Here is a 15,902-nt window from a genome sequence, read left to right as displayed (position 1 = left end):
AAGTACGTTGTGGCGCATGGCGATTACGACGATTCCCGGTCAGCAGGCGGACATCCGCCTCTGGACCCGTGAGGAAGATGTCGAACCCATCGCCATGCGCCAGCTGCACAACATCGCGGCTCTGCCCTGGGTGGTGAAGCACGTCGCGGTGATGCCGGACGTGCACTACGGCAAGGGCGCAACGGTGGGTTCGGTCATCGCGATGCGAGACGCTGTCTCGCCCGCGGCTGTCGGTGTGGACATCGGCTGCGGCATGTCCGCGGTCCGCACATCGCTGCGCGCGGCCGACCTGCCGGACGACCTGCGACGGCTGCGCTCCGGCATCGAGAAGGCGGTCCCGGTCGGCTTCGGCATGCACCGCGGCGACGTGGCCTTCCGCGCCGGTGACGCGGACAACGACAAGGCGGGCTGGGACCGCTTCTGGGCGCGCTTCGAGGACCTCACCCCCGCGGTGCGCGGTCAGTCGGAGCGGGCACTGATGCAGATGGGCAGCCTCGGCGGCGGCAACCACTTCATCGAGGTCTGCCTCGACGAGGACGGCGCGGTCTGGCTGATGCTGCACTCCGGCTCGCGCGGGATCGGCAACATCCTGGCCCAGCACCACATGGAGGTCGCGCGCGGCCTCCAGCACAACCAGGCGCTGCCCGACCCCGACCTCGCGGTGTTCCTCGCGCACACCCCGCAGATGAAGGCCTACCGCCACGACCTGTACTGGGCGCAGGAGTACGCGCGCAGGAACCGGGCCGTGATGATGCGCCTGGTCTACGACGTGGTGCGCAAGCAGTTCCCGCGCGTGAAGTTCGACGAGGCGATCAGCTGCCACCACAACTACGTCGCCGAGGAGACCCACTTCGGCGAGGAGGTCCTGGTGACCCGCAAGGGCGCGATCAGGGCGGGGCACGGGGACATGGGCATCATCCCGGGCTCGATGGGGACCGGGTCCTACATCGTGCGCGGGCTGGGCAACCCGGAGTCGTTCTGCTCCGCATCGCACGGCGCGGGCCGCAGGATGTCGCGGAACCAGGCGCGCAAGCGCTTCACCGCGCAGGACCTCGCCGAGCAGACGGCGGGCGTGGAGTGCCGCAAGGACTCCGGCGTGGTCGACGAGATCCCGGGCGCCTACAAGAACATCAACGAGGTGATCGCGAACCAGAAGGACCTGGTCGAGGTCGTCGCGAAGCTGCGCCAGGTGGTCTGCGTCAAGGGCTAGTCCCCCGGACGCAGCAAGGGCGCCCCGGTCAGCCGGGGCGCCCTTGTCGTGCGTTCAGGCTTCGAGAGCGGGGGCGTTGATGGACTCGACCACGCGGTCCTGCTCGGCGCTGCGCGGGTGCCACCAGCCGGAGCAGCCGTTGATGCAGGGGTGGCGCATCTCGCGGAGCTCGTAGCTGCCGGAGACGGGGACGGGCTGGGTCCAGACGATGTCGCCGGTTCCCTCGCACAGACGGCAGGCGGCGCCGTCGTGGAGCTCACCCGGGGATCTCGCCAAGTCCACCGCATCTCCCACATGTCGCGTAGTCGTCCTCGGGGATGACACCCGAGCCCAGACAGACCGGGCACGTTCGCATCCTGGGACCGTCGTTCATGGTGTCACTCCCTTGTCACGGATGCCAGGCCGCCCGGTCAACCGGAGTCACCCGGTTGGTGGTCGACCCGGCTGGGCCGAAAAGACGTACCCCAAGCACATAGCGCACCCGACCGGGTGGTGGACACGCTGAGGCGAGCGAAGACCGGCAATCACCTGATCACCGAGGCGCCACCCGGCGAACGGCGACACCCCGACCGGGGTGCCGCCGTCGTGAGTTGATCACCTTAGCGGGTGATCTTCCGCAATCCGATCACCTGGAGCACCGCGAAGGCGTCCACCACCACCGCTTGGGCGACGATCCACAGCACGCCCCAACCGGTCAGCGGGTAGAAGTCGCTGAACGCGACGACGAGGCTGTCCACCACCCACACCAGATTCACCAGCGCCACACCCCACGCCGCTTTCACGTTGATCTCCGGCCGGGTCCCGATGAACCACACGGCGACCGCGTAGCAGGTCAGGAAAATCCCGACGGGAACGAGCAGTCCGGCCGGGAGGCCGAGCAGCGGGCCGATGAGGGCGGCACCGAGCAGATAGGCGATCCCGTTCGCTCCGGTCACCACCGCGTCGAGCTTCATGATGAGGCGAAGGAAAGCGTCCTTGCGGGTGTTGGTGATCGTGCTCATGTGTCCGTCCTCCTGGGCTGTGACGTCGTCTCGACGAGAGCCAAGTTAGGCCGGAAACCACTGCCAACAGCAGACGTGGCACTGCCATCCACTGCCAGTTTCAGCAGCTCACCTGGGAGTTTCCTGGCGCAGCCCGGCCGCGACCAGTTTGGCGGCCGCGTTCTGCCAGTTGTAGAGCGTGCGTTCCGGAACGGTCCGCGAGAACCACTGGAGGGCGCGTTTGGTGGTGTCGTCGAGCTTGTCGTTGCGATCACGGCGGCTGTACGGGCGCAGTCCGAGCACGTACGGGAAATAGAGCGCGTTGTAGTAGCGCCACTCATCGCTCGTGCCGAAATCGCCCTCGTTCGGCTTGAGCCGGACAATGCCGTTCAGCAACAACCGCTTCAGTTCGTTGGCGCGTTCCAGGGGCTGATCGGGAAGGTTCTTCTCGGCCAGGCTCTCCGTGATTCCGGGCAACATCGTCAGCGGACTGCTCACCAACCGGCCGAGATCCCCGTAATTGCCGAGCGCCCGCCGCGTCAGCTTCGCGAACTCCGCGTCGTCGATCCCGTCGAGAACCGGATCGTTCGCGCGGCGCGGCAAAGCCCCCTCGGCCTCGCGCAACTCGACCCGGGCCTGGCGCAGTTCGGGCGCGTCGGAGAACGCCACCCGATCGAGCAACGCCTGGAGCGGATTCGCGAGCACCTGGACGGCGATCGCCGCGGCGACGCTGCCGAGCAGCAGCGCGGTCAACGGCAGGGTCGCGCCGGAGGACAGCGCCATCGCCAGGCCGACCTGCCCGCCGAAGACGGCCGCGATCACGGCGGCGGTGAGCACCGACCGGAGCATGTCCGCGCCGATCGACTCCCCCTCGTCGAAGGCGTCGAAGGCCGCGATGCCCACGCCGAGCAGCACCAGGTCCGCGCCCATCGCCGCGACCACGAGCCACGACGGCAGGAAGGAGGTCGGCAGCACCACGAGCACGGCGGAGAGAGCCAGGAACATGCTCACCACGAGCAGCGTCACGCGCACGGGCGCGGGCCTGATCCGGTCGCGGTGCTTGACGAGCAGTCCGAGGCTGATCGCCAACGGCACCAGCACGCCCACCGCGCGCAGCACACCGGCCCAGTCGGCGTCGACCACCACCGGCGCGAGCACCAGCAGGCTCAGCGGCACCAACCCGATCCGCCGACACCGGCGGTAGCGGTGCGGCAGCAGCGCCACCGCGGCCCCGCTCCACGCGATCGGCGGCAGACACACGAGCACACCCTGGACCTCGCGCAGCACGTCCGGGGATTGCGAGTGCGGCAGGAGCGCTTCGACCGCGAGCGCCGCCGCGTAGGCCACAAGACCGAGCCCCGCGCGCACCAACGCAGGCTTCTTCGACCCTCTTGCGACCAGGTACAACCCGAGCCACCAGGCCACTCCGAACGCGACGACGCTCACCACGCCCACAGCCTGCCACCCCGGCCCACCAGCGCGGGAAGTTGTAACCAATGCGGCATGAGCCCGCGCGCGGGCTCAGCCGGGGTCTTGCAGGCCCAGCTCGATGGAGTCGACCTCGGCGGCGATGGTCGCGTCGACGAGGCTGTCGAGCAGGGCTTCGCAGTCGCGGTCCTCGACGCCGAAGTCGGGCACCAGTTCCGACCAGATCTCCTCGCTGTTCCAGAACACCGAGGACACCTCGTCCACGGTGGTGAGGTAGCGGAGCCTGCGGTCGGTCTCGGGGAGGTGGCTGAGGTAGTCGGCGAACTCGGCGACGGCGTCGGGCCTCGCCAGTTCGACGGGGCCGGTTCCGAGGACACATTCCTTGAGACGGGCGAGGAAGTCGGCGGTGAAGGCCATCTGATCACCCCATCCGGCGCACGGATCTCGGACAAGCGTAAGCCCCGCGCGGCTCGCGCGGGGCTTCGCCGTGCCGAACCGTGATCACCCCTGCTGGAGCACGGCCTGGATCTCCAGGAAGATCTGCACCTTGTCGCCGACCACGACGCCGCCGCCGTCCATCGGCATGGCGATGTCGATGCCGAAGTCGTTGCGGCTGATGGTCGCGGTCGCGGAGAAACCGGCGCGGGTACCGCCGTAGGCGTCCGGGCCGAAGCCGTTGAGCTCCAGCTTCAGCGGCACCTCGCGGGTCACGCCGTGCAGGGTCAGCTCACCGGAGACCACGAAGTCCTCGCCGTCGGCGCGCACGCCGGTGGAGCGGTAGGTCATCTCCGGGAAGGTCTCGACGTCGAAGAAGTCCTTCGAGCGGATGTGCGCGTCGCGCTGGTCGTTGTTGGTGTTGATCGAGGTGAGGTCGATCGCGGCGGTGACGGTGGATTCCAGCGGGTTCTCCGCGGTGACCAGCGAGCCGGAGAACTCGGTGAAGCGGCCGCGCACCTTGCTCACCATCATGTGCCGCACGCTGAACTCGACGCTGGAGTGCACCGGGTCAACGGCCCAGGTGCCAGCGACGTAACCGGGGATCTGGAGTGCGGTGCTCATGGCGTCGTCCTTCTCGTCGTCGAACCGTTCGTAGTTGAACTCTCAACAAGACACTAGCCCACTTTGGTTGAGAGTTCAACCATGACGGGTAGGATGGTCCCCATGAGCGACACGCGGTGGCTGGACGCCGGCGAACAAAACACGTGGCGGGCGTTGGTCTCCGTGATGGGCAGGCTCAACGAGCAGCTGGACCGCCAGCTCCAGCGCGACACCGGGATTCCGCTGACCTACTACGAGATCCTGGTCCGGCTCTCCGAGACGCCCGGTCGCGAGCTGCGGATGAGCGAGCTGGCCGAGCAGTCGGAGTACTCGCGCAGCCGGCTCTCGCACGCGGTGTCGAAGCTGGAGAAGCTCGGCTGGGTGCGCCGGAAGTCGTGCCCGACCGACAAGCGCGGCCAGCTCGCCGAGCTGACCGACGAGGGCATGGCCAGCCTGGTCGCGGCGGCCCCCGGGCACGTGAGCGAGGTCCGCAAGCTCGTCTTCGACCCGCTCAGCGCGCGCGAGGTGGAGCAGCTCGGTGAGATCTGCGACAAGCTCCGCGTCGCCTGGGGCGATTCACCGTGCCCTGAAACCACTCCATAGAGGCCGCAGAAAAGATCTCTATAAGCGCTGCGTGACGGCCATTCGGCCGCCGAACTAGGCCGTTCGGTCCAGGTGACCTGGCCCACCTGGTGCAACTAATCGCGCTGTTCCGTCGTCTTGATCAGGGGCTTGAACAGCCCCTACCTGACGAGAAGGAGCACCCCATGTCTTCCACCACTCGCCGCGGCCTGGTGTCCGCAGCGGCCGTCGCCACCGTTCTCGGCGGCGCCCTGGCGCTGGCCGCGCCCGCCCAGGCTTCCCCGATCGGGGCGGCGCAGTGCGGCGCGAAGGACCTGGCCGTCACCGCCAGTTACAGCGACTCCGGCTTCGGCAAGGCGCACTGGCGGGTCGAGTTCGCCTCCACCGGCGCCACCTGCACGCTCCAGGGCGCCCCGACCAACCTGGTCTTCTCCGACGCCAAGGGCGCCGCGCTGGCCTTCGACCGCGAGGCCGGCGAGCCCGCCACCGGTCCCGCCGTGACCGTCTCCCCCGGCACCCCGGCGCACGTGATCGTGCGCACCCGGCTGGAGGGTGACCGCCAGCCCGCCACCAAGCTCCAGTTGACGCTGCCGAACAGCTCCGAGCGCGTGGCGACCGCGTGGCCCGCCGCGATCACCGGCCCGATCGGCGTGACCGAGGTCCGCACCGGGGCCTGATCACGCCGAGCCAGCCCCCTCAGCGCAGGCGACGCGGCCCCGTGTCGCCGCGCGAGGGGGGCGGGCCGAGGGTGATCCGGGCGCTGCTGACGAAGGCGCCCTTGGCCGAGGCCAGCACCGGCTCCAGGGTCAGCGAGCGCACCTCCGGCAGGTCCTCGGCCAGCGTCGCCACCCGCAACACCAGGTCCTGCAAGGCTTTCAGGTCCACCGGCTCGGTCCCCCGGTAGCCGGTGAGCAGCGGGGCGGCCTTGGGCGCGAGCACGATGTCGGCCACGTCCACGTCGGTCAGCGGCACCGCTCGGTAGGCGCGGTCGCCGAGCAGGTCGTTCACCACGCCGGAGAGCCCGAAGGACACCAGGGTGCCGAAGGACGGATCGTCCTGGAGCCCTATCACGCACGAGACCCCGCGCGGCGCCATCCGCTGCACGTACACGTCGTCCACACCGGATGCCTCGTGCAGCGCCGAGTACCCACCGCGCACCGAGGCCGGACCGTCGAGGTCGAGCCGCACGCCGAGGAGATCGGCCCTGTGCCGCAACGGTTCGCTGATGGTCTTCAGCACCACCGGGTAGCCCAGCTCGTCCGCCGCGGCCACCGCCTCGTGGATGTCCGAGACGAGCTTGTACGGCACGATCGAGATGTCGTAGCAGTAGAGCAGGCGCAGCGTCTCCGCGTCGGTGAGCACGCGCTCCTCCGCCTCGCCCAACCACTCCTCCACCAGCAGCCGCGCCTGGTCGGTCGCGATTCCCTTGGGGCGCACGACACTGCCCTGCGGTGAACGGCGCCAGCGGCCGTACCGCGCGGCGCGGGCCAGCGCGAGCGCCGCGCGCTCCGGGCTCGGGTAGGACGGGATCGAGCCGCGTCCGCCCTCCACCGCCAGCTCCGCCGGGATGCCCTCCACGGCCAGGAACGTTGACACGATCGGCTTTCCGACACCGGCCACCGCTTCGCGCAGCGCCCTGGCGTATGCGGTGCCCGGCACGGCGACGGGCGGGACGAACACGACGATGAGCGCGTCCACGTCGGAGCGCCGCACCGCCTCGCCGATGGCCGCAGCGAAGATCTCCGGCTCGGCGCCGGGGCCGACGTCCACCGGGTCGCCCGCGAGTTCGAGGCCGTTGGCCAGCGCGGCGTCGGCGGCCAGCGTGCCCAGCGCCGAGGAGTTGCCGACCACCACGATCCGCTGGCCGCGCGGCAGCGGCTGGTACTCCATCAGCAGCGCGGTGTCGAAGAGCTGGGCCAGCGACTCGACCCTGATCACGCCCGCCTGTTCGAAGAGCGCCTGCACGCTGGTCTCGTCCACGCTGACCGAGGTCGCGGCGAGCCCGGGCCGCACGGCGTGCCTGCCGGACTTCACCACGATGATCGGCTTGGTGCGGCCGAGCCTGCGCGCGACGCGGGCGAACTTGCGCGGGTTGCCGAAGGACTCCAGGTAGAGCAGCACCACGTCGGTGGACGGGTCGGTCTCCCAGTACTGGAGCAGGTCGTTGCCGGAGACGTCCGCGCGGTTGCCCGCGGAGACGAAGGTGGACAGGCCGAGGCCGCGTTCGGTCGCGGCGGCCAGGATCGCGGTGCCGAGCGCGCCGGACTGGCAGAAGAAGCCCGTGCGGCCGCGTTCCGGCGGGCTCGGTGCCAGGGTGGCGTTCATCCGGACGCCGGGATCGGTGTTGATCACGCCGAGCGCGTTGGGGCCGACGACGCGCATGCCGTGCGCGCGGGCCTCCGTGGCGAGCCTGCGTTGCAGCTCAGCACCCTTCGGCCCGGTCTCGGCGAAGCCCGAGCTGACGATCACCAGCGCCTTGACGCCCTTGGCCAGGCAGTCGTCGAGCACGCCCTCGACCGAGGTGGAGGGCACGGCGACCACGGCGAGGTCGACGTCGTCGGGGATGTCGAGCACCGAGGCGTAGGCGCGGACCCCGCTGACCGAGCGGTACTCGGCGTTGACCGGGTAGACCGGCCCGGCGAAGTCGGCGTAGAGCAGGTTGCGCAGCGCCGCGTGGCCGATCTTGGCGCGGTCGGTGGAGGCGCCGATCACCGCGATGGAGCGCGGGTGCAGCACGTTGTGCATGCTGCGCGCCTCGGCGGCCTGCTCGCGGGCGTGGGCGACCTCGATGGAGCGCTCGGTCGGGTCGATGGCGAACTCCAGGTGCAGCACGCCCTCCTCGATCTCGCGGGAGATGGAGTAGCCCGCGTCGCGGAAGACCCGCACCATCTGGCCGTTCTCCGCGAGGACCTCGGCGACGAAGCCGCGCAGCCCGGTCTCCTTGGCCGCGGCGGCGAGGTGCTCCAGCAGGATCGAGCCGAGGCCGCGGCCCTGGTGGGCGTCCTCGACGACGAAGGCGACCTCGGCGACGTAGCGCCCGGGCAGCCGGTCGAAGCGGCCGACCGCCACGATGTCGTCGCCGAGCTGGGCCACCAGCGCCACCCGGTCGCGGTGGTCGACGGTGGTGAAGCGTTCGAGGTCGCGCGGGGGGATGCGCGGGTACGGGCCGAAGTAGCGCAGGTAGCGGGTGCGCTCGCTCATCCGGCTGTGGAAGGCCAGCAGCTCCTCGGCGTCGGAGGGCACGATCGGGCGCAGCCGCACCGTTCCGCCGTCGGAGAGCACGACATCGGCTTCCCAGTGCCGGGGGAAGTCGTGCGGGTCACTGGTTTTCGTGTCCACTGTGGACTTCTCCTGGTCAGTCGCGCGGGTCGTCGGGGTCGAGGCCGATGAGCGGGAAGACAGCGCGCCTGGTGGCCACGATCGCGTTGTCGAGCTGGGTTTCGGCCGTGCCGTCCCAGCGCGCGAACGCGGTGTCGCCGCCGTCGGAGAGCGAGGTCGGCAACGCGGTGCCCGGCGCGAGGGGAGCGGTGTGGGCCATCCATCCGGCGGGGACGGTGGTGTCGGGGTCCAGGTCGCGGTCGACCACCGTAGCGAGCAGGTGCGTCCACGAGCGCGGAACCACCCGGAAGAGCGAATACCCACCGCCGCCCAGGGCCAGCCATTTGCCGCCCGCGTGCTGTTCGGCCAGCTCACGCAGCCTTTGGTAGGTGGCGCGGTGTCCGTCGACGGAGAGCGAAAGGTCCGCCAGCGGGTCCTCGCGGTGGGTGTCCGCGCCGCACTGCGTCACCAGAACCTGGGGCCGGAAGGCGGCGAGCGCCGCGGGAACGACGGCCTCGAAGGCTCTCAGCCAGCCGGGGTCCTTCGTGCCGGGTGGCAGCGCGAGGTTGACCGAGGTGCCCTCCGCGCCGCCCGTGCCCAGCTCGCGGGGGTAGCCGGTGCCGGGCCACAGCGTCATCGGGTGCTGGTGCACGGAGACCGTGAGCACGCGCGGGTCCCCGTAGAAGGACGCCTGCACGCCGTCCCCGTGGTGCACGTCGACGTCGATGTAGGCGATCCGCTCGAAACCGTTCTCCAGCAACCAGGCGATGGCGATCGAGCAGTCGTTGTAGACGCAGAACCCGGCCGCGTGCGAGGCCATGGCGTGGTGCAGACCGCCACCGATGTTGACCGCGCGGTCCACCGCTCCGGAGGCGATCAGCTCGGCCGCGGCCAGCGAGCCGCCCGCCACCAGGGCGGAGGCCTCGTGCATGCGGTCGAAGACCGGGTTGTCGGCGGTGCCGAGGCCGTGACCGACGTCCCAGCCGGAGTACGGCGCCGCCTGGACCGCCGCGAGGTAGCTCGGGTCGTGCACCAGCTCGATCTCGTCGTCGGTGGCCGGTCGCGGCTTCACCAGCTCCACCCCGTCGAGCACGCCGAGTTCGGTGGCCAGGCGCATCGTGAGGTCGAGGCGGACGGGGTTCAGCGGGTGGTCTCCACCGAGGTCGTACCCGAGGAAACTCTCGTCCCACACCACCGCGACGCGCTCACCCATACGGGCAAACTACCCCCGCGAAAAGCCGACCGCGAAGCCACCACCTCGCACAACGGATTGCATCCGCCGATCGCGAGCGAAGGTCATCTTTGCCGCGAAACGATCTTGAGATCCTTTGGCTTATGCCTCATGGCGTAGCCGACGACGACGAGCAGGGACACCACCGGCATCGGGTGCCCGAAGAGGCCGAAGCCCACGGCGAAGTCGATCACCGGCACGACGAGCGCCACCCCGAACATCCACGCGGGGCCGGTCGGCACCTTCCCCGTCGGGGTCCACGGCGTGCGCTTGCCCGGCTTGGCCACCGACAGCCACGCCTGGAACGCGATCGCCGAGCACATCAGCGCGGTGGCCGCGACGTTGATCCCCGCGACGACCGGGACGAGCACGAAGATGCCGAGCGCCAGCTGCACCACGGTGATCACGAACTTGACCAGCACCCACCAGTGCCGGAAGTACCCCCACTGCGTCAGCGCCGACAGCATGAAGCCGGTGAACGCCGACGCGTTGGCCAGGTGCGCGAGGACCTGCTTGTCCAGCAGGTGCGCCATGGCGTCCGCGCTGTCCCGCATCCCGGGCGTTTCCGTGCTCAACCCGAAGGTGAACAGGGCGAACAGCACCAGGGTCAGGCCCATCCAGCCGACCGAGGTGATGACGTGCAGCCAGACCAGCAGCTGGCGAGATCGTTTCGGCACCGCATCCCCCTTCGCTTCCTCGATGAAGCTTGCGGGGTAAGGAGATCTCGATCGTCCGGCCACAGTGGACATCCGCGCTACCGCCGCGGTTGTCCCGTAGGGGCGTTCCCGTACTACCGGGGTTGTGTCCACCCCGGGGTGACCATGCCCGTCTCGTAGGCCAGCACCACCAGCTGCGCGCGGTCGCGAACCGCCAGTTTCGTCATGATCCGGCTGACGTGGGTCTTGGCGGTCGCCGGGCTCAGGACCAGGCGCGCGGCGATCTCGTCGTTGGACAGGCCCGCCGCGACGAGGGTCGTCACCTCGCGCTCGCGTTCGGTCAGCGCCGCCAGGCGGGGGTTCGGCGCGGGCTTGACCACGCGCGTGGCGAACTCCGCGATGAGCCTGCGCGTCACCGACGGCGCGAGCAGCGCGTCTCCGCGCGCCACCACGCGGATGCCGTGGATCAGCTCCATCGGCTCGGTGTCCTTGACCAGGAACCCGCTCGCCCCGGAGCGCAGCGCCCCGTACACGTAGTCGTCCAGGTCGAAGGTGGTCAGGATGATCACCCTGGCCTGCTCGTCAGCGGCGACGATGCGCCGGGTGGCCTCAAGGCCGTCCACCTCCGGCATGCGGATGTCCATGAGCACCACGTCCGGCGCCAGCTCGCGGGTCAGGCGCACCGCTTCGGCCCCGTCCGCCGCTTCGCCCACCACGCTGATGTCGGGCTCGCCGTCCAGGATCGACCGGAATCCGGCTCGCACCAGCGTCTGATCATCGGCCAGCACCACGCGGATCATGCGTTCTCCCCCACTGGAAGCGTTGCGGTGACGAGGAATCCGCCCTCCATCGCCTCTGCGCTGAACTCTCCGCCGAGCAGGCGCGCGCGTTCTGCCATGCCGCGGATGCCGTTGCCCGGAGCCACCGCTCCCCCTGTGCCGTCGTCCTGGATCTCCACGCGCACAACGCTTTCGCTGTGGTGCACGCGGACCGCTACCGAGCTGGCGTTCGCGTGCCTGGCCACATTGGTCAGCGCCTCCTGCACGATCCGGTATGCGGCCAGGTCGACCTGTGGCGGCACCGGGCGCTCCGTCCCGTCGACCTCCACGCTGACGCTGAGCCCACTCCCCCGCGCGCGCTCGGCCAGTTCGCCGAGCCGTGCCAGCCCGACCTCGTCGACCTGACGGAGCACGCCGAGCGTGGTGCGCAGTTCGCGGAGCCCTTCCTTGCTCGCCTGCTTGATCACTTCGAGCGCTTGGTGCTCACGCGCCGGGTCTGCGCCGTGCAGCGCGGCGCTGGCCTGCACGTGGATCATCGACAGGTTGTGGCCGAGCGCGTCGTGCAGTTCCCTGGCGATGCGCAGGCGCTCCTCGCTCGCCCGCCGCCGCGCTTCCTCCTCCCGGCTCCGCTCCGCCTCCGCCGCGCGCGCTTCGGTCGCGGCCAGGTACGCCTGCCGGTTGCGCTTCACGCCGCCGACCGCGATCACCGCGACGAGCCACCCCGCGAGCATGAACAACGCGAGGTTGTCGATGTGCCGCGTCGGCGAAACCAGCTCTCCCAAGCCCACGGCGACCAACGTGAGGACCACGACGAGCACCGAAGCCACCACGTGCCCTTCGGCCGAAGCCGTGTACAAGGCGACCACGAACGTCAGCAGCAGCGGACTGCTAGCGCTGGTCGACAGGTAGAACCCACCCGCGACGGCGAGCGTCAGAAGCACCACCGCCACCGGATGCCGTCTGCGGAACCACAGCGCCCCGCACCCGGCCGCTATCAGCAGCCAGCCCCGCACGCCCGGCCCGACCGGATCACGCGAAGCGATCTGCCCTCCCACCGCGCCGCCGACCACGAGCAGCGCGACACCACCGGTGACGGCGATGTCGGCGGCCCGACCGCGCAACGGCCAGGGCGAACGGAGTGCGGGCACAATCCGCAGGCTACAAGCCGAGCAGGACGTCGAACTGGCTGATCGACAGCACCAGGATCACGCCTAGGAGCAGCGTGCCCAGCGCGGGCGCCACCCGCTGAGACCACCAGCGCTCGCGAGGCCGCTTCCCGAAGAAGACGGTGATCGCCAACGAGGTGAGCGTCAGCAGAAAGATCACGCCGAGCGAGCCCACGTTGGTCAACCAGGTGAACAACGTGGTGATCGGGTCCATCCCGGTGAGCGCGAACCCGCCGACCACGAGCAGCGCCAAGCCGCTCTGCGCCAGCGACCCGATGTGCGGCGAACCGTGGCGCGGATGCGTCCTGCCCAGCGCGCGGGGCAGAACTCCCTTGCGCCCCATGGCGAGGAAGTAGCGCGCCACCACGTTGTGGAAGGACAGCAGGGCCGCGAACAGGCTCGTCACGTAGAAGACCCGCGTGAGGTCGACGAACCACGTGCCGACGCTCCGCTCGGCCAGCACGAAGAACAGCTCCGGCCCGTGCTCCGTCGAAGCTCCGATGAGGCCGCTCACGCCGGTGCCCGCTGCGAAGGCCCACGCGGTGACCGCGTAGCCGACGCCGATGAACGCCACGGAGATGTAGGTGGCTCGCGCGACCGTGCGCCTGGGGTCGCGGCACTCCTCGCCGTAGATCGCCGCCGACTCGAAGCCGACGAAGCTGCCCATCATGAAGCACAACGCCGCGCCCGCGGCCCCGGTCGCCACCGCGGCGGGACTCAGCACCTGGACCGCCTCGGAGCCGCCCGTGCCCAGCTCCGCCACGTCGAAGATCACCACGGCGACCGTCTCCACGAGCAGGAGCACGGCGAGCACGCGGGCGTTGAGGTCGACCCGCAGGTAGCCCAGCACCGCGACGAGCGCCATCGCCACCAGGGCGCACGCCCACCACGGCACGGTCCAGCCGGCCTGCTTGGCGAGCAGCCCGGAAGCCGCCACCCCGAACAGGCCGTAGAGGCTGACCTGCATCGAGTTGTAGGCGATCAGCGCCACGGTCGCCGCACCCGTTCCCACGCGAGCACCGAGGCCTTCGGCGACGTAGGCGGAGAACGCGCCCGCGTCGACGATGTGCCTGCTCATCGCCGCGTACCCGGCGGAGAACACCGCGAGCACGACCGCCAGCACCAGGTACAGCACCGGCAGGCCGAGCACTCCGGTCGCCGCGTAGACCTGCGGCACGCCGCCCGCCGCCACGGTCAGCGGGGCGGAGGCGGCCACCACGAAGAACACCAGGTCGGCGACTCCGAGCGGACGCCGGTTCTGCTTGCCCGACAAGGAAACCGAGCCGGTCACCGAACCCGCGCCAGACACGGAAACGGAGCCCGACGCAGGACCCGAGCCGGAAGACGGAGCCGGGTCCGGCAAGGGCACCGGCTCCGGTAACGGGACCGGCGAACTCACGGGTTCGGCCCGGTGGCCACCGGCCGCTCCGGGTCGGTGCACCAGTGCGACCAGGACCCCGCGTACAGGGCCGCCGGGCGCTCCTGGCTGGTGAGCCGCGCGGCCTCCAGTGCGAGCACCACCGAGGAGGCGGTCACGCCCGAGCCGCAGTACGCGCCGACCGGCTCGCCGGGCCGCACGCCCAACTCGGAGAACCGCTGCGCCAGCTCGCTGGTGGACAGCCACCGCCCGTCCTCGCCGAGGTGCCGGGAGAACGGCGCGTTGCGGGCGCCGGGCACGTGCCCGGCTGCCGGGTCGATCGGTTCGACGTCGCCGCGGTAGCGCTCCGGCGCGCGGGCGTCGAGCAGCGTGCCCGCCCTGGCCAGCTCGGCGGCCTGCCCGGCGTCGAGCACCGGCATGGAGCCGGGCTTGACCACGAAGTCACCCGGAACGGGGACCGGCACCTCCGTGGTGACCGGCCGCTGCTCCGCGCTCCACGCGGCGAACCCGCCGTCGAGCACCGCGGCGCGCCTGTGTCCCGCCCACCGCAGCAGCCACCACGCGCGCGCGGCGACCGAGCCGTCTCCGGCGTCGTAGGCGATGACGTCGCGGTCAGCGGTGACGCCAGCCGCGCGCAGCACGGCTTGGAGCGCGTCCGGTTCGGGCAGCGGATGGCGTCCGCCAGCGCCTGGCTCCGCGGCCAGTTCGCGGTCGAGGTCGACGAAGACCGCGCCGGGCAGGTGGCCCTGGTCGTAGTCTTCGCGTCCTGGTGGTCCGACGAGGCGCCAGCGGACATCCAGGACGACGGGGCCGGGCTCGGTGGCGCGCGCCGCGGCGAGCTGGGCGGGTGTGATCAAGGGCGACACGCGCCCATACTGCACGCTCACCGCGGATGGGCACAGCGGCCGCCCACGTTCGATGTCAGCCACTAGGACTAACATCGCGGTGGACGAAGGGGAGCGGTGTGAACGACCTCATCGACACGACGGAGATGTACCTCCGCACCATCTACGAACTCGAAGAGGAGGGCGTGGTCCCACTGCGCGCCCGAATCGCCGAGCGCCTGGAGCAGAGCGGTCCCACGGTGAGCCAGACGGTCGCCAGGATGGAGCGCGACGGCCTGCTCGTGGTGGCCGGTGACCGGCACCTCGAGCTGACCGAGTCCGGCCGCGCCCGCGCCATCTCGGTGATGCGCAAGCACCGGCTCGCCGAGCGCCTGCTGGTCGACGTCATCGGCCTGGAGTGGGAGCACGTGCACGCCGAGGCGTGCCGCTGGGAGCACGTGATGAGCGAGGCGGTCGAGCGCAAGCTCGTCAAGCTGCTCGGCAACCCCACGACCTCCCCGTACGGCAACCCCATCCCCGGGCTGGACAAGCTCGGGGTCGGCGAGCCCGCCCCTCCGGTGGAGCGCGACCTGCGCAGGCTCAACGACGTGGCCAAGCAGGGCGGCGGCCGGGTGGAGATCTGCCGGATCGCCGAGCACGTGCAGCCGGACCCGGACCTGATGGCCGAGCTGAAGAACGCGGGCGTGGTGCCGGGCAAGGACGTCGAGGTGCTCGCGTCGGGAGCGAACAAGACGCTCACGGTGCGCGGGGAGCACGGTTCGGCGGAGCTGACCGTGGACATCGCCCACGCGGTGCTGGTCCGCCTCCGGTGAGTCAGGCCCACCGCGCGGCGAAGGCCTTCCTGGCCCACTACGGCCGCGCGCCGCTGGGCGTGTGGTCGGCTCCCGGCCGGGTGAACCTGATCGGCGAGCACACCGACTACAACGACGGTTTCGTGCTGCCGTTCGCGCTGCCGCACCGGATCGCGGTCGCCGCCGCGCCGCGTGCGGACGGGCTGTTCGCGGTCACCACGATCTCCGACAACGGCAGGGCCCAGCCCGCCGAGCCGGTCGCGGTCGCGGACCTGGAGCCAGGCTCGGTGACCGGCTGGCCCGCGTACCCGAGCGGCGTCGCGTGGGCGCTGCGCCGCCAGGGTTTCGACATCGGCGCCGTGGGCGGGGCGGACCTGGTCATCGCGGGTGACGTGCCCGCGGGTGCCGGGTTGTCCTCCTCGCACGCGTTGGAGTGCGCGGTCGCGCTGGCCCTGCTCGGCCTGCTCGGGCACGAGCTGGACGCCGAGGGCGCGCCCTCG

At 70.7% G+C, this 15,902-nt stretch carries 17 protein-coding genes; 5 read left to right on the top strand and 12 right to left on the bottom strand.

Annotated features, from left to right (window positions below):
• The first annotated feature begins 16 nt into the window (after window positions 1–16).
• Window positions 17–1,210: an RtcB family protein gene (locus CCN37_RS19215; protein WP_086822776.1), complete on the top strand. Its 1,194-nt coding sequence runs from the start codon at window positions 17–19 to the stop codon at window positions 1,208–1,210.
• 54 nt (window positions 1,211–1,264) lie between these two features.
• Here CCN37_RS19215 and CCN37_RS19210 read toward each other — a convergent pair whose 3' ends face one another.
• The 5 genes from CCN37_RS19210 to CCN37_RS19190 form a co-directional block, all read right to left on the bottom strand.
• Window positions 1,265–1,492, bottom strand: a complete 228-nt coding sequence (locus CCN37_RS19210; protein WP_086822773.1) for a hypothetical protein — start codon at window positions 1,490–1,492, stop codon at window positions 1,265–1,267.
• Window positions 1,493–1,809: 317 nt separating this feature from the next.
• Window positions 1,810–2,211 (bottom strand): hypothetical protein, encoded by a 402-nt coding sequence (locus CCN37_RS19205; RefSeq protein ID WP_086822770.1) that lies wholly within the window; start codon window positions 2,209–2,211, stop codon window positions 1,810–1,812.
• A gap of 108 nt (window positions 2,212–2,319) precedes the next feature.
• On the bottom strand, window positions 2,320–3,639 hold the full coding sequence (locus tag CCN37_RS19200; protein ID WP_210408110.1) for a hypothetical protein: 1,320 nt from the start codon (window positions 3,637–3,639) through the stop codon (window positions 2,320–2,322).
• A 72-nt stretch (window positions 3,640–3,711) separates the two neighbouring features.
• A complete protein-coding gene (locus CCN37_RS19195) occupies window positions 3,712–4,035 on the bottom strand; it encodes a hypothetical protein (protein ID WP_086822764.1) in 324 nt (107 codons plus the stop codon).
• An 84-nt stretch (window positions 4,036–4,119) separates the two neighbouring features.
• Entirely contained in the window at window positions 4,120–4,677 is a 558-nt protein-coding gene (locus tag CCN37_RS19190; protein WP_086822761.1) for a YceI family protein, read from the bottom strand.
• 102 nt (window positions 4,678–4,779) lie between these two features.
• On the opposite strand from CCN37_RS19190, the gene CCN37_RS19185 reads away from it, so the two are divergent.
• Both CCN37_RS19185 and CCN37_RS19180 read left to right on the top strand, forming a co-directional pair.
• The gene (locus tag CCN37_RS19185) at window positions 4,780–5,259 is read left to right on the top strand and encodes a MarR family winged helix-turn-helix transcriptional regulator (RefSeq protein ID WP_168200744.1); all 480 of its coding nucleotides are present in this window, start codon (window positions 4,780–4,782) and stop codon (window positions 5,257–5,259) included.
• Window positions 5,260–5,423: 164 nt separating this feature from the next.
• Window positions 5,424–5,915 (top strand): DUF4232 domain-containing protein, encoded by a 492-nt coding sequence (locus CCN37_RS19180; protein ID WP_086822755.1) that lies wholly within the window; start codon window positions 5,424–5,426, stop codon window positions 5,913–5,915.
• Between the two features lie 19 nt (window positions 5,916–5,934).
• Here the strand turns inward: CCN37_RS19180 and CCN37_RS19175 are convergent, their stop codons facing one another.
• From CCN37_RS19175 to CCN37_RS19145, 7 genes are all read right to left on the bottom strand, one after another.
• Window positions 5,935–8,577, bottom strand: a complete 2,643-nt coding sequence (locus tag CCN37_RS19175; RefSeq protein ID WP_086822752.1) for a bifunctional GNAT family N-acetyltransferase/acetate--CoA ligase family protein — start codon at window positions 8,575–8,577, stop codon at window positions 5,935–5,937.
• A gap of 16 nt (window positions 8,578–8,593) precedes the next feature.
• On the bottom strand, window positions 8,594–9,769 hold the full coding sequence (locus CCN37_RS19170) for an acetoin utilization protein AcuC (protein ID WP_086822750.1): 1,176 nt from the start codon (window positions 9,767–9,769) through the stop codon (window positions 8,594–8,596).
• Window positions 9,770–9,852: 83 nt separating this feature from the next.
• Window positions 9,853–10,464, bottom strand: a complete 612-nt coding sequence (locus tag CCN37_RS19165; protein ID WP_086822747.1) for a hypothetical protein — start codon at window positions 10,462–10,464, stop codon at window positions 9,853–9,855.
• A 113-nt stretch (window positions 10,465–10,577) separates the two neighbouring features.
• Entirely contained in the window at window positions 10,578–11,243 is a 666-nt protein-coding gene (locus CCN37_RS19160; protein WP_086822744.1) for a response regulator transcription factor, read from the bottom strand.
• Complete coding sequence (locus CCN37_RS19155; RefSeq protein WP_246843141.1) at window positions 11,240–12,370, bottom strand: sensor histidine kinase; 1,131 nt, start codon at window positions 12,368–12,370, stop codon at window positions 11,240–11,242. Before CCN37_RS19155 ends, CCN37_RS19160 begins: the two co-directional genes overlap by 4 nt.
• 10 nt (window positions 12,371–12,380) lie before the next feature.
• The gene (locus tag CCN37_RS19150) at window positions 12,381–13,697 is read right to left on the bottom strand and encodes an APC family permease (protein ID WP_168200743.1); all 1,317 of its coding nucleotides are present in this window, start codon (window positions 13,695–13,697) and stop codon (window positions 12,381–12,383) included.
• Window positions 13,698–13,783: 86 nt separating this feature from the next.
• Window positions 13,784–14,632, bottom strand: coding sequence for a sulfurtransferase (locus CCN37_RS19145; RefSeq protein WP_086822930.1), 849 nt, complete (start codon window positions 14,630–14,632; stop codon window positions 13,784–13,786).
• 98 nt (window positions 14,633–14,730) lie between these two features.
• On the opposite strand from CCN37_RS19145, the gene CCN37_RS19140 reads away from it, so the two are divergent.
• Both CCN37_RS19140 and CCN37_RS19135 read left to right on the top strand, forming a co-directional pair.
• Window positions 14,731–15,423 carry a metal-dependent transcriptional regulator gene (locus CCN37_RS19140; RefSeq protein ID WP_086822736.1) on the top strand — a complete coding sequence of 231 codons (693 nt, stop codon included), beginning with the start codon at window positions 14,731–14,733 and terminating at the stop codon, window positions 15,421–15,423.
• Window positions 15,420–15,902 (top strand): galactokinase family protein (locus tag CCN37_RS19135; protein WP_305764716.1); only part of this gene is annotated, 483 nt, incomplete at its 3' end. The genes CCN37_RS19140 and CCN37_RS19135, both read left to right, overlap by 4 nt.

The organism is Allokutzneria sp. NRRL B-24872 (genome assembly GCF_002155965.1).
GTDB lineage: Bacteria > Actinomycetota > Actinomycetes > Mycobacteriales > Pseudonocardiaceae > Allokutzneria.
Note: the sequence above shows the minus strand (reverse complement) of the source record. Positions and strands in the feature narration are given on the sequence as shown.